This window comes from Glutamicibacter sp. NPDC087831 (assembly GCF_044742845.1).
GTDB lineage: Bacteria > Actinomycetota > Actinomycetes > Actinomycetales > Micrococcaceae > Glutamicibacter.
Window position 1 is genome coordinate 1 of record NZ_JBIUVH010000003.1, and the last position, 17,664, is coordinate 17,664.

The 17,664-nt window shown below is 62.9% G+C and carries 15 protein-coding genes; 14 read left to right on the top strand and 1 reads right to left on the bottom strand.

The window, feature by feature from the left end:
- Positions 1-242 precede the first annotated feature (242 nt).
- The 9 genes from ACIOJF_RS10855 (at position 243) to ACIOJF_RS10895 (ending at position 11,219) form a co-directional block, all read left to right on the top strand.
- Positions 243-1,439 carry an amidohydrolase gene (locus ACIOJF_RS10855; RefSeq protein WP_402741649.1) on the top strand — a complete coding sequence of 399 codons (1,197 nt, stop codon included), beginning with the start codon at positions 243-245 and terminating at the stop codon, positions 1,437-1,439.
- A 287-nt stretch (positions 1,440-1,726) separates the two neighbouring features.
- Positions 1,727-2,815, top strand: coding sequence for a BMP family protein (locus tag ACIOJF_RS10860; protein WP_105657428.1), 1,089 nt, complete (start codon positions 1,727-1,729; stop codon positions 2,813-2,815).
- A 141-nt stretch (positions 2,816-2,956) separates the two neighbouring features.
- Entirely contained in the window at positions 2,957-4,555 is a 1,599-nt protein-coding gene (locus tag ACIOJF_RS10865; protein ID WP_105657429.1) for an ABC transporter ATP-binding protein, read from the top strand.
- Entirely contained in the window at positions 4,552-5,757 is a 1,206-nt protein-coding gene (locus ACIOJF_RS10870) for an ABC transporter permease (RefSeq protein WP_402741650.1), read from the top strand. The genes ACIOJF_RS10865 and ACIOJF_RS10870 overlap by 4 nt, the downstream gene beginning before the upstream one ends.
- Positions 5,754-7,025, top strand: a complete 1,272-nt coding sequence (locus ACIOJF_RS10875) for an ABC transporter permease (protein ID WP_105657431.1) — start codon at positions 5,754-5,756, stop codon at positions 7,023-7,025. The genes ACIOJF_RS10870 and ACIOJF_RS10875 overlap by 4 nt, the downstream gene beginning before the upstream one ends.
- 9 nt (positions 7,026-7,034) lie before the next feature.
- Entirely contained in the window at positions 7,035-7,445 is a 411-nt protein-coding gene (locus ACIOJF_RS10880; RefSeq protein ID WP_105657432.1) for a cytidine deaminase, read from the top strand.
- A gap of 43 nt (positions 7,446-7,488) precedes the next feature.
- On the top strand, positions 7,489-8,802 hold the full coding sequence (locus tag ACIOJF_RS10885) for a thymidine phosphorylase (protein WP_105657433.1): 1,314 nt from the start codon (positions 7,489-7,491) through the stop codon (positions 8,800-8,802).
- A 457-nt stretch (positions 8,803-9,259) separates the two neighbouring features.
- Entirely contained in the window at positions 9,260-9,934 is a 675-nt protein-coding gene (locus ACIOJF_RS10890) for a DedA family protein (RefSeq protein ID WP_105657434.1), read from the top strand.
- Between the two features lie 103 nt (positions 9,935-10,037).
- A complete protein-coding gene (locus ACIOJF_RS10895) occupies positions 10,038-11,219 on the top strand; it encodes an adenosine deaminase (RefSeq protein ID WP_402735733.1) in 1,182 nt (393 codons plus the stop codon).
- 87 nt (positions 11,220-11,306) lie between these two features.
- Here the strand turns inward: ACIOJF_RS10895 and ACIOJF_RS10900 are convergent, their stop codons facing one another.
- The gene (locus ACIOJF_RS10900) at positions 11,307-12,797 is read right to left on the bottom strand and encodes an aldehyde dehydrogenase family protein (RefSeq protein WP_105657435.1); all 1,491 of its coding nucleotides are present in this window, start codon (positions 12,795-12,797) and stop codon (positions 11,307-11,309) included.
- 110 nt (positions 12,798-12,907) lie between these two features.
- Here ACIOJF_RS10900 and ACIOJF_RS10905 point away from each other — a divergent pair, with 110 nt between their 5' ends.
- The 5 genes from ACIOJF_RS10905 to ACIOJF_RS10925 all read left to right on the top strand — a co-directional run bounded on the left by ACIOJF_RS10905 (position 12,908) and on the right by ACIOJF_RS10925 (position 17,600).
- Positions 12,908-13,606 (top strand): MazG nucleotide pyrophosphohydrolase domain-containing protein, encoded by a 699-nt coding sequence (locus ACIOJF_RS10905; RefSeq protein WP_105657436.1) that lies wholly within the window; start codon positions 12,908-12,910, stop codon positions 13,604-13,606.
- Between the two features lie 92 nt (positions 13,607-13,698).
- The gene (gene eno / locus ACIOJF_RS10910) at positions 13,699-14,979 is read left to right on the top strand and encodes a phosphopyruvate hydratase (RefSeq protein ID WP_105657437.1); all 1,281 of its coding nucleotides are present in this window, start codon (positions 13,699-13,701) and stop codon (positions 14,977-14,979) included.
- A 124-nt stretch (positions 14,980-15,103) separates the two neighbouring features.
- Positions 15,104-15,943 (top strand): septum formation initiator family protein, encoded by an 840-nt coding sequence (locus tag ACIOJF_RS10915; RefSeq protein WP_286134178.1) that lies wholly within the window; start codon positions 15,104-15,106, stop codon positions 15,941-15,943.
- 29 nt (positions 15,944-15,972) lie between these two features.
- A complete protein-coding gene (locus tag ACIOJF_RS10920; RefSeq protein WP_402741651.1) occupies positions 15,973-16,674 on the top strand; it encodes a DUF501 domain-containing protein in 702 nt (233 codons plus the stop codon).
- Positions 16,674-17,600 (top strand): Ppx/GppA phosphatase family protein, encoded by a 927-nt coding sequence (locus ACIOJF_RS10925; protein WP_105657440.1) that lies wholly within the window; start codon positions 16,674-16,676, stop codon positions 17,598-17,600. The genes ACIOJF_RS10920 and ACIOJF_RS10925 overlap by 1 nt, the downstream gene beginning before the upstream one ends.
- Positions 17,601-17,664 lie beyond the last annotated feature (64 nt).

The following is a 17,664-nucleotide window of genomic DNA, read 5'->3' on the forward strand; positions in this document are numbered from 1 at the left end:
GCCGACGCGTTGCTGGTGACCACCAAGGAGCATGCGCAGAAGGTCAAGCAGACCGTGGAGGCCTTGAAGGCCGACGGCGCTACCGAGGTGCTCTAGCACAGCAGGATTGCGAACGGGGCGAGCTGGCCGGCAATAGGTCGGCGCGCCCCGTTTCCCTTGCCTGATGTTGCGCAATGCGCCCGAACATTACGGAAAACTGTCATTTTCTGCACCGTGCCGAGTATCTTCAAAAGGTGTCCACCGTGAATGAAAATGGCAATCCGGCTTCCGTCAGCGACTTCACCGAGCCGCTGATCGACCAGCTGATCGGCTTCCGCAGGGAACTGCATCGCAACCCGGAGCTGTCCTTTGCTGAGCACCAAACCACCGAGCGGATTCTCGAAACCCTGCGTGCTGCCGGGCTGGCGCCGCAGAAAATGGCCGACACCGGCGCCTTCGTGGACATTGGCGAAGGGCCCATCCGCATCGCCTTCCGTGCCGACATCGACGCGCTGCCGGTGGTGGAGGAAACCAACCTGGACTTCGCCTCGATGACCCAGGGCGTGGCGCACGCCTGCGGCCACGACATCCACACCACCGTGATGATTGGAGTGGCCTTGGCCCTGGGCAGGATCCATGCCGCCGGCAAGCTCGATGGCTGCGTGCGGGTGATCTTCCAGCCCGCCGAGGAGAAGCTTCCCGGCGGGGCGCTGTCGGTGATCGATCAGGGCTTGCTCGATGGCGTGCCGCGGGTGCTCGCGCTGCATTGCGACCCGCGGATCGACGCCGGGCATATCGGCACCCGCATCGGTGCGATCACCTCGGCCAGCGACACCATCCGCATCGAGGTCAACGGCCGGGGCGGGCACACCTCGCGCCCGCACCTGACCGAAGACATCGTTTTCGCGATGAGCCAGATCGCCACCCAGGTCCCGGCCGTGCTCGGACGCAAGGTCGACGTGCGCTCGGCCGTCTCGGTGGTCTGGGGCCAGATCCATGCCGGCAGCGTGCCGAACGCGATCCCCGCCACCGGATACCTGGCCGGCACCATGCGCTGCCTGGACGGCGATGCCTGGTACGAGGCCGGTGAGCTGCTGGACCAGGCCGTGCGCCAGATCGCCGCTCCCTACGGAGTGGAAATCAAGCTGCAGCACACCCGTGGAGTGCCTCCTGTGGTCAACGCTCCGGCGGAGACCGCATTGATCGAGGACGCCGCGCGCCGCGAGTTCGGAGCCGAGGCCATCGAGCTGACTCCGCAGTCCATGGGCGGGGAAGACTTCGCGTGGATGACGCAGAAGGTTTCCGGTGCGATGCTGCGGCTGGGAACCCGCACCCCGGGCGGCAAAACCTATGACCTGCACCGCGGGGACTATATCCCGGACGAATCGTGCATTGGCGTGGGGGTTCGCATCATGGCGGCCGCCGCCATGCAGGCCGTGCGCGAGGCAAACGCCAAATAGGGCGTTGGCCACATCAAACCCGAAAGTTTTTAACATTTCTTTGACGCTTTAACAATTCGGTCAGTGACTTGGGCGTTGGCGTTAAGCGCTTGCCGTTTTGCGGCCCGTAAGTTATCTGTTTGTAATCTTTATCGTCTTTACCTGTGACATATCTCCGATAGGCTATGGAAACGATGGGAATGCTATGACTTTTGGTGTGCTCGAGTAAGGCCTAGGCAATGAAGCCTTGCACGAGGGTCAGGTGTCTTGCCTCCCGCATTATCTCGCAAGATTCTTTGGAGGAACAGATGCGCTTCGTATCGCGCAAGACCGGTATGGCTGCAGCCATGCTCGGCATCTCGGCATTAGCTTTGAGCGCCTGCGGCGCTGCACCGGAAGAGACCAGCTCGGCTGGCCAGTTCCCGGACTACGTTGGCTGCATTGTGTCCGACTCCGGTGGATTCGACGACCAGTCCTTCAACGAATCTTCCTTCCGCGGCTTGAAGAACGCCGAGAAGGACCTGGGCATCCAGACCAAGGATGCAGAATCCAAGTCGAACGCCGACTTCGCGACCAACCTCAACGGCATGGTCAACGCAGGCTGCGACCTGACCGTCACCATCGGCTTCCTGCTGGGCGACGCAACCGCTGAGGCTGCCGCGGCCAACCCGGATAAGAACTTCGCCATCGTCGACTTCCAGTACGAGAAGCCGATCGAAAACGTCAAGCCGATCATCTACGACACGGCCCAGGCTGCCTACCTGGCAGGCTACGCAGCAGCTGCCGCTTCGAAGACCGGCACCGTTGCCACCTTCGGCGGCATCAAGATCCCTACCGTCACCATCTTCATGGACGGCTTCGCTGACGGCGTGGCCAAGTTCAACGAAGACAAGGGCAAGGACGTCAAGCTGCTGGGCTGGGACAAGAAGAAGCAGGACGGCACCTTCTCCGGCGACTTCGAGAAGCAGGATAAGGGCAAGCAGATCACCAAGAACTTCATCGCTTCCGGCGCTGACGTTGTCATGCCTGTCGCCGGCCCAGTGGGCAAGGGCGCTGGCGCTGCAGTGGTCGAGGCCAACGACGGCGGCAAGGAAGCCAAGCTCGTGTGGGTCGACTCCGACGGCTTCCTGACCGCTCCCGACTACAAGGACGTCATGCTGACCTCGGTCGTGAAGACCATGGACACCGCAGTCGAAGATGTCATCCGCACCGACGCCGAGGGCAAGTTCGACTCGACCCCGTACGTGGGCACCTTGGAGAACGAGGGCGTTGCACTGGCACCGTTCCACAACTTCGATGAGGAAATCGGCGAAGACACCAAGAAGGAGATCGATGCCCTGAAGCAGCAGATCATCTCCGGTGAGCTGGAGATCGAATCGGCCTCCAGCCCCAAGTAGGTCTAGGCAAACCAGCCATGGAGCGCGTCACCGCTCGCCGCAATACAGCGGTGGGCAGGTGACGCGCTTTATGCCTGCCTAAGAGCCAAAACAACCTGCAAGCAAGAACCTCGCCAAACGAACAATGAAGATGGTGGAATCGTGAAACTCGAACTACGAGGAATCTCGAAAGCCTTCGGTTCTTTCTACGCCAACAAAGATATCGACCTGACGGTCGATGACGCCCAGATTCACTGTCTGCTCGGCGAAAACGGTGCTGGAAAGTCCACGCTTATGAACGTGCTCTACGGGCTGTACCAGCCGACCGAGGGCCAAATTTTGCTGGACGGGAAGCCCGTCGAGTTCTCCGGACCGGGCGACGCCATGGCCTCGGGCATCGGCATGGTGCACCAGCACTTCATGCTGGTCCCGGTCTTCACCGTGGCAGAGAATATTGCCCTCGGCGCAGAAACCACCAAGGCTGGCGGCGTGCTTGACCTGCAGGTCACCCGCAAGAAGATCCGCGAGATCTCCGACCGCTACGGCTTCGACGTGGACCCGGACGCGGTCGTCGAAGACCTGCCCGTTGGCGTGCAGCAGCGTGTCGAGATCATCAAGGCCCTGGTGCGCGAGGCCAAGATCCTGATCCTCGATGAGCCGACCGCGGTGCTGACCCCGCAGGAAACCGACGAGCTGCTGGACATCATGCGCCAGCTCAAGGCCAACGGCACCTCCATCGTCTTCATCTCGCACAAGCTGCGCGAAGTGCGCGCCGTCTCCGATGTGATCACCGTGATCCGCCGCGGCCAGGTCATCGATTCGGTCTCCCCGGAATCCTCCACCACCGAGCTGGCCAACCTCATGGTCGGCCGCGCCGTGGAACTGAACCTGAACAAGGCCGCAGCCACTCCCGGGCAGGCGGTACTGCAGGTCAAGGACCTGACGGTCGTCGACCCGGCGGGCACCACCACGCTGGACTCGGTCACCTTGGATATCCATGCAGGCGAGATCCTGGCGATCGCCGGCGTGCAGGGCAACGGCCAGACCGAACTGACCGAAGCGATCCTGGGCACCCAGCCGGTGACGGGCGGCTCGGTCAAGCTCGCCGGCCAAGAGCTGGTTGGAAAGTCGGTCAAGCAGATCCTGCGCTCGGGCCTCGGCTTCGTTCCCGAAGACCGGTCGGTGCACGGCCTGGTCACCCAGTTCTCCATCGAGGAGAACCTGGTGCTGGACCTCTACGACCGCCCGCCCTTCGGCAAGGGCATCTCGATGAACCTGGAGGCGATCAAGAAGAACGCCGCGCAGCAGATCCAGGGCTTCGACGTGCGTACCGATAATCCGCTGAACCCTGCCTCCAGCCTCTCGGGCGGCAACCAGCAGAAGGTCGTGATGGCCCGCGAGCTGAGCCGCGATTTGAAGCTGTTCATCGCTTCGCAGCCGACCCGCGGCGTGGATGTGGGATCCATCGAGTTCCTGCACCGCCGCATCGTGGCCGAGCGAGACAAGGGCACCCCGGTGATGATCGTTTCCACCGAGCTGGACGAGGTCATGGAATTGGCCGACCGCATCGCCGTGCTCTACAAGGGCAGAATCAACGGCATCGTGCCGGGCGACACCTCCCGCGAGGTGCTGGGCTTGATGATGGCCGGCGTTTCGCAGGAAGAAGCCCTGGCCCAGGCCGAATTCGCGAAGGCGGAGAACGAGCCGGTTGAAGCCCAGCCAGCTAGCGAGCATGACAACCAGGAAGGAGAAGCGCAGTGAGCGAGAAAGCACCTGTGGTTCCCGGCTCCGGCAAGCCGGGCAATGACCTCTTGCGCCAAATCACCCAGGGACCAGGCCTGGTCTCGGTCCTCGGCGTCATCGTCGCACTGGTCATCGGTGGCCTGCTGATTGCGGTCACCGATGAGAAGGTGGGCGAAACGGCCGGCTACCTCTTCGCCCAGCCTTCGGCCTTCTTCGGCGAATTCTGGCGTGCGGCCACCGAAAGCTATGTGGCGCTGTTCAACGGCTCGATCTATAACTCCTCGCAGGGGTTCAAGCCGTTCCTGGAGACCCTGACCGTCTCCACCCCGCTGATCTGCGCCGGCTTGGGCGTGGCCGTGGCATTCCGCGCCGGCCTGTTCAACATCGGTGCCCAGGGCCAGATCATCATCGGCTCGGTGCTGGCCGCCTACATCGGCTTCGCCTGGCACCTGCCCCTCGGCCTGCACCTGCTGCTGGTGATCGTCTTCGGCCTGCTCGGCGGCGCGATCTGGGGCGGCCTGGTCGGCCTGCTCAAGGCCAAGACCGGCGCCCACGAAGTGATCCTCACGATCATGTTCAACTACGTGGCCGTGTACCTGATCGACTTCCTGATGAACACCCAGGGGTTCCGCCGTCCCGGCGAGACCAACCCGATCTCGCCGATCCTGGACAGCTCGGCCATCTTCCCGGCGATCCCCGGTTCGCGTTTGCACCTGGGCTTCGTGATGGCGGTGCTGCTGGTGCTGGCCGTGTCCTGGATGTTCAAGCGCTCCACCGTGGGCTTCGAATTCCGCGCCGTGGGCCACAACCCGGAAGCCGCGCAGACCGCCGGCATCAACGTGGCCCGCACCACCATCATTGCGATGGCGCTGGCTGGCGCCTTGGCCGGTGCCGCAGGCGTGGCACAGGTGGCAGGCACCGAAAAGGTGCTCACCGGCGGCATCGCCGGCTCGCTGGGCTTCGACGCGATCACCGTGGCGTTGCTGGGCCGCTCCACCCCGTGGGGCACCTTCTTCGCCGGCCTGCTCTTCGGCGCGTTCCAGGCCGGTGCGGTGAACATGCAGATCACCACCGGCACCCCGATCGACATCGTTTCGGTGGTGCAGTCGCTGATCGTGCTGTTCATCGCCGCCCCGCCGCTGGTCAAGGCCATCTTCGGCATGAACCGCAAGAAGAAGCGCAGCTCCAAGCTCGAACCTACTAAGGCAGGTGCCAAGTGACCTCTTCCACCTTGCAGCCGGCAATCAACGTCCTGCCGAGCAAGAAGACCCCTATCATCCTCTCGGTGATCGCAGTGATCGTCTTCTTCAGCTTCGGCCTGCTGGGCAACGACCAAGCCGCCCACTTCACGCTGAACAGCGCCGGCGACGCCTTCGAGCTGCCCGAACTGGTCTTCCCGGGCCGCATCACCAACATCGTGTTCGGCGTGCTGCTGCTGGCCATTGCCGCCTACGCGTGGATGCAGCGCAAGCAGGGCAGGATCCTGGCCACCTGGATGGTCGCCATCGCGGCGGTCCTGTTCGTGCTGGGCTTCCTGATCTGGGTGGTTTCCGGCGCCAACATCAACAGCATTTCGCTGGCCAGCCTGCTGGCCGGTGGCGTGGTGCTGGCCGTGCCGCTGGTCTTCGGTTCGCTTTCGGGCGTGCTGTGCGAGCGTGCCGGCGTGGTCAACATCGCCATCGAGGGCCAGCTGCTGGGCGGTGCTTTCACCGCGGCACTGGTCGCCTCGCTGACCCAGAGCGCCTTCGCGGGCCTGGTTGCCGCCGGCCTGGCCGGCGCCATGGTCTCGCTGGTCCTGGCGGTCTTCTCCATCAAGTACGTGGTCAACCAGATCATCGTCGGCGTGGTCCTGAACGTGCTGGTTTCGGGCATCACCGGCTTCCTGTTCACCACCGTGATGCAGGAGGACCCGGAGCGCTTCAACTCGCCAGCGCACCTGCCGGTCATTGAAATCCCGCTGCTCTCCTCGATCCCGGTCATCGGCCCGATCCTGTTCAAGCAGTCGGTGATCGGCTACCTGATGTACCTGGCCGTCTTCCTGGTCTGGTTCGGCCTGTTCAAGACCAAGTGGGGCCTGCGCGTGCGCGCCGTGGGCGAGCATCCGAAGGCAGCCGATACCCTGGGCATCAAGGTCAACGCGATCCGCTTCTGGAATGTCACCCTCGGCGGCATCGTGGCCGGCATCGGCGGTTCCTTCTTCACCCTGGTGGCCATCGACTCCTTCACCAAGGAAATCTCCGGTGGCCGCGGCTTCATCGCGCTGGCCGCAGTCATCTTCGGCCGGTGGAACCCGATCGGCGCTTTCCTGGCCGCCCTGCTCTTCGGCTTCGCCGATAACTTGCAGGTGATCCTGACGATCATCGGCACCCCGGTACCGAGCCAGTTCATGGCCATGATGCCTTACCTGGTGACCATCTTCGCGGTGGCCGGATTGGTGGGGCGTTCGCGCGGACCGGCAGCTGCGGGCGAACCCTACGTGAAGGAATAGCGATTTCCCATGAATAGCAACAACGCGCCGTGGCCGCAGCTCGAAGCTGCGGCTGCGGCCGCGCTGTCCCAGGCCTACGCGCCCTACTCCGAGTTCCGGGTGGGTGCCGCGGCACTGACCAGCGACGGCCGCCTGATTTCCGGGTGCAACATCGAGAACGCCGCCTACGGGGTCACCCTGTGCGCTGAATGCGCCATGGTGGGCCAGCTCTTCGCCACCGGCGGGGGCACCATGGAATACTTCCTGTGCTTCGGCCAGCTGCGCGAGGGCGAGCTCGAACTGATTACCCCGTGCGGCCGGTGCCGCCAGCTGCTTTTCGAGCACCGCGGGGCGCAGCTGCTGATCAAGACAGCCCGCGGCATCGTGGGAATCGACGACCTCTTGCCTGACGCGTTCGGGCCGCAGAATCTCAACTTCTAGCGCCGGAGCACACCGGCCAACAGCAGAATGGAAGGTGCCTGATATGGCTACCGAGCAATTCAGTGCCGTCGAAGTCATCCGCGCCAAGCGCGATGGCGGCGAACTGAGCAACGAGATGATCGACTGGACCATCGATGCCTACACCCGCGGGGCCATCGCCGAAGAGCAGATGTCCGCGCTGAACATGGCCATCTACTTCCAGGGCATGAACCGCAACGAGATCTCGCGCTGGACTACTGCGATGATCAACTCCGGGGAACGCATGGACTTCTCTGCCCTCACCGACCCGTCGGGCAAGAAGCTGGCCACCACCGACAAGCACTCCACCGGGGGCGTGGGGGACAAGATCACCTTGCCGCTGGCTCCGCTGGTCGCCAGCTTCGGCGTGGCCGTCCCGCAGCTCTCGGGCCGCGGGCTGGGCCACACCGGCGGCACCCTGGACAAGCTCGAAGCCATTCCCGGCTGGAAGGCGGATCTGTCCAACGAAGCGCTGTTCTCCCAGCTGTCCAACGTCGGCGCGGTCATCTGCGCCGCCGGCACCGGACTGGCTCCGGCGGACAAGAAGCTCTATGCCCTGCGCGATGTCACCGCCACTGTGGAAGCCATCCCGCTGATCGCGTCATCGATCATGAGCAAGAAGATCGCCGAAGGCACCGGCACCCTGGTGCTGGATGTGAAGGTCGGCTCCGGCGCGTTCATGAAGGACGAGGCCATGGCCCGCGAACTGGCCGAGACGATGGTGAACCTGGGCACCGATGCGTCGGTGAACACCGTGGCTCTGCTGACCAACATGGAAACCCCGCTGGGCCTGACCGCCGGCAACGCCATCGAGGTCGAGGAATCCGTTGAGGTCCTGGCAGGCGGCGGACCAGAGGACGTCGTGGAGCTGACCGTGGCCCTGGCCACCGAGATGCTTGCCGGGGCAGGCATCAAGGATGCGGATGTCCCCGGTGCGCTGAAGAACGGCAAGGCCATGGACATCTGGCGCAAGATGATCGCGGCCCAGGGCGGCGATCCGGATGCCAAGCTGCCGGTAGCCAAGGAATCGCACACCGTGGTGGCGCCCGCCGAGGGCGTGCTGATCAAGCTCGACGCGATGGACATCGGCCTGGCCGCGTGGACCCTGGGCGCAGGACGTGCCCGCAAGGAAGACAGCGTCCAGGCCGGCGCCGGCGTGCGCATGCACGTGAAGCCAGGTGCCTTGGTTCGCCGTGGCGAGCCGATTGCCACCTTGCTGACCGACACCCCGGCCAAGATGGAGCGTGCCATCGAGCTGGTCCAGCGCGCCATCATGATCGGTTCGGCCGATGACCGTCCGGACACCCGCCTGATCCTGGACCGCATCGCCGCCAAGTAGCCGAATCCGGATTGGCGCTCAAGGAGCCGGGAAACACGTTGCCGTGTTTCCCGGCTCTTTCGCTTGCCGGCGACCGATCCGCTGGCAATCAGTGCCCCGCTCCAGAAATATCGGGAGCCTGGTCGCCCTGCGAGTGCTCTTCCCCGGCCTCGCTGCCTGCATCAGCTGGGCTTTTCTTTTCCGGAGGGCTCTGCAGGTCCGTTCGTCTTCGAAGTTGCGGTAGCAATGGCCTGGCATCCTGGTGGTTCCCAGGCCAGCTGCCGCAGTGGAAGTTCCCAGAAAGTTCCCGGGAACAATAACGGCGTAGTCAAACGTTAGTCAGTTAACTCCTACCTGGGTAGCAGATGGGAATTGTCCACAACGCAACGTAAGCAGGATGCGCGCAGGTGAGTTCTCGAGCGAAAATGGAGAGACATTCAGCGCATGGAGCGCCTTGGGAAAGTAGATGTAGGCACGCATGGAATTAGTCAATGAGGCAATCACGCAGGCCGCCAGCGCATGGTGGATCCTGCCGTTATTGTTTCTGTTCTGCATGATCGATGCGATTTTCCCCCTCGTCCCGAGTGAATCCTTTTTGGTTTCGCTGGCCGCGGTCGGCGTCCACACCGGTGTTCCCAACCTTGTCTTGATTGGCTTGCTCGGTGCCGGCGGTGCCTTGCTCGGCGACCAGATCACGTACGCCATCGGACGCAAGATCGGATCCAGGGGCTTCAAGTGGATGCGCGGGCAACGCGCGCAGCGGGTGCTGAACTATGCCGAGAAGAAACTTGAAACCTCGGGCGCTCTGCTGATTTTCACGGCCCGATACATCCCGATTGGCCGAGTGGCCGTGAACCTGACCGCGGGCGCCACCGGATTCAGCCACAAGCGCTTCACCCTCTTCGACACCATCGGCGTACTGACCTGGGCTGCCTACTCCGTCAGCATCGGTGCGCTGGCCGGCAACTGGATGCACGACAACAAGCTGCTGGGCATTGCAGTTTCCATTGTCATCGCCGTAGTGCTCGGATTCGTCATCGACCGGATCGTCAGCTGGGTGCTGGATCGCCTGCATCGGCGCGCGGCGAAGCGCGAAGGGCACCCGGTGCAACCAGCCAGGCAGACCGTCCCGCCAACCCCTGACGAGGGTTAACCTCCCGTATTGATCAGGGTCACATAGTGGCTCGCAGATCTTTACCCGTTGGAGCTGTCAGTTCCGCGAAAATGCGACTAGGCTCAGTGGTGTGACTGAAGAAATGATTCATACTGACTACGATCCCGAATTCGACTTCCGGGATCTGCCTAAAGTTTCGCTCCATGACCACCTCGACGGTGGTTTGCGCCCTCAGACGATCATCGAGCTGGCCGCCGAGATTGGACACGAGCTGCCAGAGACCGAAGCAGAAGCTTTGGGCGAATGGTTCCGTGAATCAGCCGACTCCGGCTCGCTGCCACGCTACCTGGAAACCTTCGAGCACACCGTCGCGGTCATGCAGACCCGAGATGCGCTGATCCGCGTTGCCCGCGAATTCGTAGAGGACCTCGCTGAAGACGGTGTCATCTACGGCGAAGTCCGCTATGCACCAGAGCAGCACCGCCGCGAAGGCTTGAGCCTGGACGACGTCGTCGACGCCATCCAGGAAGGCCTGGACCAGGCCTGCGAGCAGCTCAACGCCGAGGGCCACCCGATGCAGATCGGCCAGATCGTTACCGCCATGCGCCACAGCGACCAAGGCGTGGAAATCGCCAAGCTGGCCCTGCGCCACCGTGGTCGTGGCGTCGTCGGTTTCGATATCGCCGGTGCTGAAGATGGCTTCCCGCCCTCAGTGATGAAGGAAGCTTTCGACCTGCTGGCCGAGAATCTCTTCCCAACCACCGTGCACGCTGGCGAAGCAGCCGGCCTGGATTCCATCAAGGAAGCCATCCTGATCGGCCGCGCCCAGCGCCTGGGCCACGGAGTCCGCGTAGCCGAGGACATCGAGATCGAGTTCGGAGCTATCGACGAGAACGGCGAAGAACTCAGCGACGATACCGGCCTGGTATCGCTGGGCCCGGTAGCGAACTGGGTCCGCGAACGCGGCATCCCGCTGGAAGTCTGCCCGTCCTCGAACCTGCAGACCGGTGCTACCTCCAAATTCGGCGAAGGCATCGGGAACCACCCGATCGACCTGCTGGTCCAGACCGGTTTCAATGTCACCATCTCGCCGGATAACCGCCTGATGTCCGGCACCACCTTGTCCGATGAGTTCGAATTGCTGGTAGAAGCCTTCGACTACGACTTGGAAGATCTGCTGGATCTGACGCTGAACGCCGCCGAAGCTGCTTTCGTCCCGCTGGAAATGCGCGAGCTGCTCGTTGAGTACATCAACGACTACTACGACAACCTGCTGGATGACGAGGACTACGAAGAAGACGAATACGAAAACGTCGCCGACTAGTTCCAGGACCCAGCCGCCAGGCAACCACCGAAGCCGTCCCTTGCCCAAGCAAGGGGCGGCTTCGCTGGTTCCAAGGGCAGGTGGTTCCTAGAACGGGTACTGCTTCTTGGTGGACTGCACGCCGACCCAGTGATCGGTGGTGAATTCCTCGATAGCCCACTCGCCGTTGAAACGGCCCAGACCCGAATTCTTCTCGCCACCGAACATCACATGCGGTTCATCATTGACGGTGATGTCATTGACGTGAGTCATCCCGGCCTTGATGCCGCGGGCAAAGGCGACGCCCTTCTCCAGGTTTTGCGTGAAAACGGCCGAGGACAAGCCGAATTCGGTGTCGTTGGCCAGTTCCAGCGCATGCTCTTCGGAGTCGGCCTTGGCGATGCCCACGACCGGGCCGAAGATCTCCTCGCGGAACAGTTCCATGCCGCTGGTGACATCTGCGAAGACGTGGGGAGAGACCACACGGCCTGTGATCGAACCTGCCAGGACTTCGCGGGCGCCCTGGCCACGTGCGGTCTTGATCTTGCCGCTCACCGACGCCAACTGCGCATCATTGATGATCGGTCCCACGAGATTGGCTGGATCGGCGGCATCGCCATAGCCGAGCTTGCCGACCTGCTCGATGAACTTCTCGATGAAGGCCTCGTAGACCGGAGCCTGGACGATGATGCGGTTGATGGCCATGCAGATCTGCCCCTGGTGCAAGAACTTGCCCAGGGTCGCGGCCTTGGCTGCTTCGTCAAGATCAGCGTCTTCGAGCACGACGAATGGCGCGTTGCCGCCAAGCTCCAGCGCCACGCGTTTCATGTGCTCGCCGCTGACCGCGATTTTCCCGACGTTCTTGCCCACCGGAGTCGAACCGGTGAACGAAACCAGCGACGGGGTCCGATGCGCCACGAAGTAATCGCCGATTTCCGAACCGGACCCAACCACTGCGTTCAGCACGCCATCTGGCAGGCCAGCCTCGGCGAAAGCCTTGGCCAGGACCAAGGCTCCCACCAGCGGGGTATCCGAGGCGGGTTTGAGCACCACCGCATTGCCCAGGGCCAGGGCCGGCGCTACGGACCGGGCCGACAGCAGCAGCGGGAAATTCCACGGGCTGATGACGCCCACCACGCCGACCGGTTCGCGGTAGACCCGGTTCTCCTTGCCCTCGGCATTGGAGGGCAGGATCTTGCCGTGCACGCGGGTGGGGAAGGTGGCTGCTTCGCGGATGGCAGCGATGGCGCCGCCCAGTTCGATGTTCGCCTTCAACTGCGTGGAACCGGACTCGGCGGTCAACAGCGCCAGGATGCCCTCGAAGTTCGACTGCAGGTAGTCGGCGGCCTGGTTCAAGACCTTCGAGCGCTTGCCGGGGGAGAGCGCCGCCCAGCCTGGCTGCGCAGCGGCGGCAGCGCCATAGGCGTCGTCGACGTCGTCGGTCGACGCCTGGCGGATCTCGGCCAGGAGCGAGTCATCAAAAGGGTTGGCAGTGCGCAGGATGCGCTCGGAGCGCCCCTCAACCCACCGGCCGCCGATGAAGAGTTTGGCTGGAAGCTGATCCAGGAATTCCAGCTGGGCGGTGTCTTGGACGGTCATTGGCAATCCTTCGCGTCGTCGGGATGAACTACGGCCATGCTAGCCCGAATGGGCAGCAATGGGCAGCTCCTTGGCCGCAGGCTGAAAGCCCGCTTCGATAGCATGTTCCTATGCCGGAGAACAGAACGCAGCTAGAGCAGCTCAACGCCACCGTACGGACCCTTCGCAGCAGATGCGCCTGGACTGGCGCGCTGACTCACGAGTCGCTGCGCACCTACCTCATTGAGGAAAGCTATGAGGTACTGGACGCCATCGCCGAACGGAACCCGGATCTGTTGAAGGAGGAGCTGGGGGACTTGTTCTTCCAGATCCTGCTGCATTCGCTGATCGCCGAGGAGCAAGACCATTTCGGCCTGGAAGATGTCGCCGAAACGCTGAATGCGAAGCTATTGCGCCGCAACCGGCATATTTTCGACGAGCAGGGCCAGGTCCGCCAGGACGTCATCACGGATGTGGATGAGATTATCCGCGTGTGGGATGCGGCGAAGCAGGCCGAACGCGCCGGCCAGCCGAAGAAGCGGAAGAACGCGGGACTGCCCGCTGGGCTGCCGTCCCTGGCGCTCGCGCAGAAATTGCTTGATCGCCATGCCAGAGCAGGATCGGTACAGCCCGCGGCCGGGCTAGTCACCGAGCAGATCCGTGAACGAATCGTCGACGAGTTCTCCCTGGCCAAGGAATTAATGGCCCTGTCAGCGAGGGCCGAGGAGCTGGGTCTGGATGCCGAATCGGTGCTGCGTGCGGCCCTGGGCCAGCAATACGGCGCGGAAACTGGCGCAACAACATCGCCCAAATCACCTTCGAAGCGCTAGGCTAGAGACAGGCAATGGCGCCGACGGTCTTATCAGCGACCGCTGGTTGACCTGCCCCAAGACCACCCCTTTTCTACAAGGAGTCCATACTCATGGCATTGATTGACGCCATTCACGCGCGCGAAATCCTTGATTCCCGCGGCAATCCGACCGTCGAGGTCGAGGTCCTGCTATCCGACGGCTCGCATGGCCGTGCTGCTGTTCCTTCCGGTGCATCCACCGGCGCTTTCGAAGCAGCTGAGCGTCGCGACGGCGACAAAGACCGGTACCTCGGCAAGGGCGTACTGGGTGCTGTAGAGTCCGTCATCGACGAAATCGCCGACGAGCTGGAGGGCCTTGACGCCACCGACCAGCGCGCCATCGATGCCACCATGATCGAACTGGACGGCACTGCCAACAAGTCCAAGCTGGGTGCAAACGCCATCCTCGGCGTCTCCCTGGCAGTGGCCAACGCCGCTGCAGTGAGCGCCAACCTGCCACTGTTCAAGTACCTGGGCGGCCCTAACGCGCACGTACTGCCAGTGCCACTGATGAACATCCTCAACGGCGGCTCCCACGCCGACTCCGACGTGGACATCCAGGAATTCATGATCGCCCCGCTCGGCGCGCCGACCTTCTCCGAGGGCCTGCGCTGGGGCGTCGAGGTCTACCACAACCTCAAGTCCGTGCTGAAGGAGAAGAACCTCTCCACCGGCCTGGGCGACGAGGGCGGTTTCGCTCCGAACCTGCCAAGCAACCGCGCGGCTCTGGAACTGATCACCGAAGCGATCAAGCGCGCTGGCTACACCCCGGGCGAAGACATCGCCCTGGCGCTGGATGTCGCTTCCTCCGAGTTCTACGAGAACGGCGCTTACCAGTTCGAGGGCCAGGCGCTCTCCGCCCAGGAAATGAGCGACTACTACGCTGGCCTGGTGGCCGACTTCCCATTGGTTTCGATCGAGGATCCACTGGATGAAGACGACTGGGATGGCTGGAAGACCCTGACCGACGCCATTGGCGACAAGGTGCAGCTGGTAGGCGACGACCTGTTCGTCACCAACCCGCAGCGCCTGGCCGACGGCATCGCCAAGGGCACCGCCAACTCGCTGCTGGTGAAGGTCAACCAGATCGGCACCCTGACCGAAACCATCGATGCAGTGACCATGGCGCAGCGTGCCGGGTACACCACCATCACCTCGCACCGTTCGGGTGAAACCGAAGATGTCACCATCGCTGACATCTGCGTGGCAACCAACGCCGGGCAGATCAAGACCGGTGCACCAGCTCGCTCCGAGCGCGTAGCCAAGTACAACCAGCTGCTGCGTATCGAAGAAGACCTGGGCGCCTCGGCGGTCTACGCTGGCCGTAGCGCGTTCCCGCGTTTCAACAGCTAATTTTCAGTAATAGCGAATAAGCTCGTCGGTAGTGGATACCGGCGGGCTTTTCGTTATTTAATGGAATTATCTTGCCAAGTCCACGGCAACACCGCAAGAAAAGCACCACGGGAATTGGGGGAGTATGGCTCAGCGACCACCGCGAATGCCTCGCCGTAATACTCCGGATCCGGCCGAAGAAGCCGTAATAACCCCGGTTGACCAGACGAAACATGACGGCGCAGGTTCCGAAGCTGAACCGCCTACCGACGCTCTGCGCATCGTCAGGCCACAAGCGCAGGCCAGGCAAACTCCTGCAACGCCGCGCCCACCGAAGGCCGCTCCCGCTGCGCAGAAGCCCAGAAGCGTTGCAGCACAGCCGAAATCGACGGCACGCCCAGCGTCAGATGCGTCACGTGAGCCGAAAAAATTTGCAGGAAATTACGCGCCGAAGCCGAAGGTGCCGCTGCGCGAACGTGCCAAGGAAAAGCAGAACGAACGCCGACGCGATGACCGGGTGAAGTTCTCTGCTGCCGTACGCCGCAAGCCGGGGCAGAAGCCGTCTGGCCAGAACCACGTCCCCGAGGGCGAACCCGTTGCTGCGCACCGGTTTTCCGGCCGTATCGCCGCCTTGATCGTGGTCCTGGCCTTCTTCGCAGTGATGCTCGTGCCCACGGTGAATTTCTACCGCACGCAGATGGCGGAGCTGAATGAGCTGAATGCCTCGATCGAAGCGCTGGAGACGCAGCGCGATGACCTCAAGGCAGAGATCGCGCGCTGGGATGACCCGCTGTACATCAAGCAGCAAGCACGCGAGCGGATAAACTTGGTAATGCCTGGTGAAAAGCTCTACATGGTGGTGGGTGAACGCCCTAAGGATGAAGAGACGCCCGCCGACGGCAACGGAAGCACCTTCGAGGTGCGCCAGGAACTTCCATGGGTTGATGCTCTGCTCGACTCCGTTCGACGTTCTGCCACTGACTAACCACTTTAAACACGAAGAGACTTATAACCGTGACTGAACAGCCAATCCGCGAAGCCCTTGACGCCGCCGGACGAGTACCCAGCGAAGGTGACCTCGACACCCTGTCCCGCCAGCTGAACCGCCCGGTGCGCGATGTGGTGGAGATCGGTGCGCGCTGCGTTTGCGGAAACCCTCTGGTAGCCACCACGGCACCGCGCCTTTCCTCGGGTATTCCCTTCCCCACCACCTACTACCTGGCGCACCCGGTGATCACTGCGGCAGTGTCGCGGTTGGAAGCTGCCGGGTTGATGAACGAGATGAATGACCGCCTGGGTGAGGACGCGCAGCTGGCGCAGGCTTATGTAGCTGCCCACGAGTCGTACCTGGCCAACCGCGATGCGATTGGCCAGCGCTCGGGAACCGGGGCCGTTCCGGAAATCGCTGGGGTCTCCGCTGGCGGCATGCCGACCCGCGTCAAGTGCTTGCACGTGCTGGTAGGGCACTCGCTGGCTGCCGGCGAGGGCGTGAACCCGCTGGGTGATGAAGCGCTGGCTGGGATTGCCCAGTGGTGGACCAAGGACAAGTGCTACTGCGTAGGTGCTTGGGATACCGAATCCGAGGCGCCGAGCCGTGACCGCTCGCGCCACGTGAAGACCCAGGAACAGCAGGACCCAGCGGCCAAGCGCGCAGAACGCGCCCGGAAGCGTGCCGTGCGTGAATCCGCACAGGGCGCTGACCAGGATGACGCCTAATGCGCGTGGCCGGTATTGACTGCGGAACCAACTCCATCCGTCTGCTGATCGCGGACATCGGGGCCGATGGCCAGCTGGTCGACGTGCTGCGCACCATGCGCATCGTGCGCTTGGGCCAGGGCGTTGACGCTACCGGCGCTTTCGCTCCCGAGGCCTTGGAGCGCACCTTTGAAGCTGCTCGCGAGTACAAGAAGCTGTGCGATGAGCATGGGGTGGAAGCCATCCGTTTCGCAGCGACCTCGGCGGCCCGCGATGCATCGAATCGCGAGGTCTTCACCGAGCGGATCACCAAGATCCTGGGCGTCGCCCCGGAAGTGATCAGCGGTGAAGAAGAAGCCTCCCTGTCCTTTGCCGGTGCGGCTTCGGTTCGGGACGGGCAAAGCGGCAAGAGCCTGGTGATCGACCTCGGTGGTGGATCCACTGAATTCGTTCTCGGTGATGCCACCGGCCCGTTGGCAGCCAAGAGCCTGGACATGGGTTGTGTGCGCGTTACCGAACGGTTCCACCAAGCGGGAATGCGTTCGGACCAGGCCTTGGAATTCATGGACAGCACCTTGGAATCCTTGGCCGGATCGGTTGACGTTGCGCAGGTCGACGCGGTGATCATGGTTGCAGGCACTTTCACGACGCTCACCGCCCAGGCCCTGGGATTGAAGCAGTACGAGTCGGAAAAGATCCATGGGGCGCAGCTGAGCTTCGCCCAGATGCGCCAAGCCACCGCCAGCATGCTTTCCTACAGCCGGGAAGAGCGCGCGGCACTGGGCTTCATGCATCCGGGACGAGTTGATGTGATCCAAGCTGGCGCAGCCATTGTGCAACGCATCCTTCATTACCTTGAAAAGGCCAGCGGGAACCGCGAAATGGTTCTGATTGCTTCCGAACACGATATTCTCGACGGAATCGCGGCTTCAGCTGCCGCCGCCTGAACCTGTCACCCAGTCACCGACCCAAGGAGATGTCTTGAGCTCAGCTTTGCGTGCCAGGAAAAGA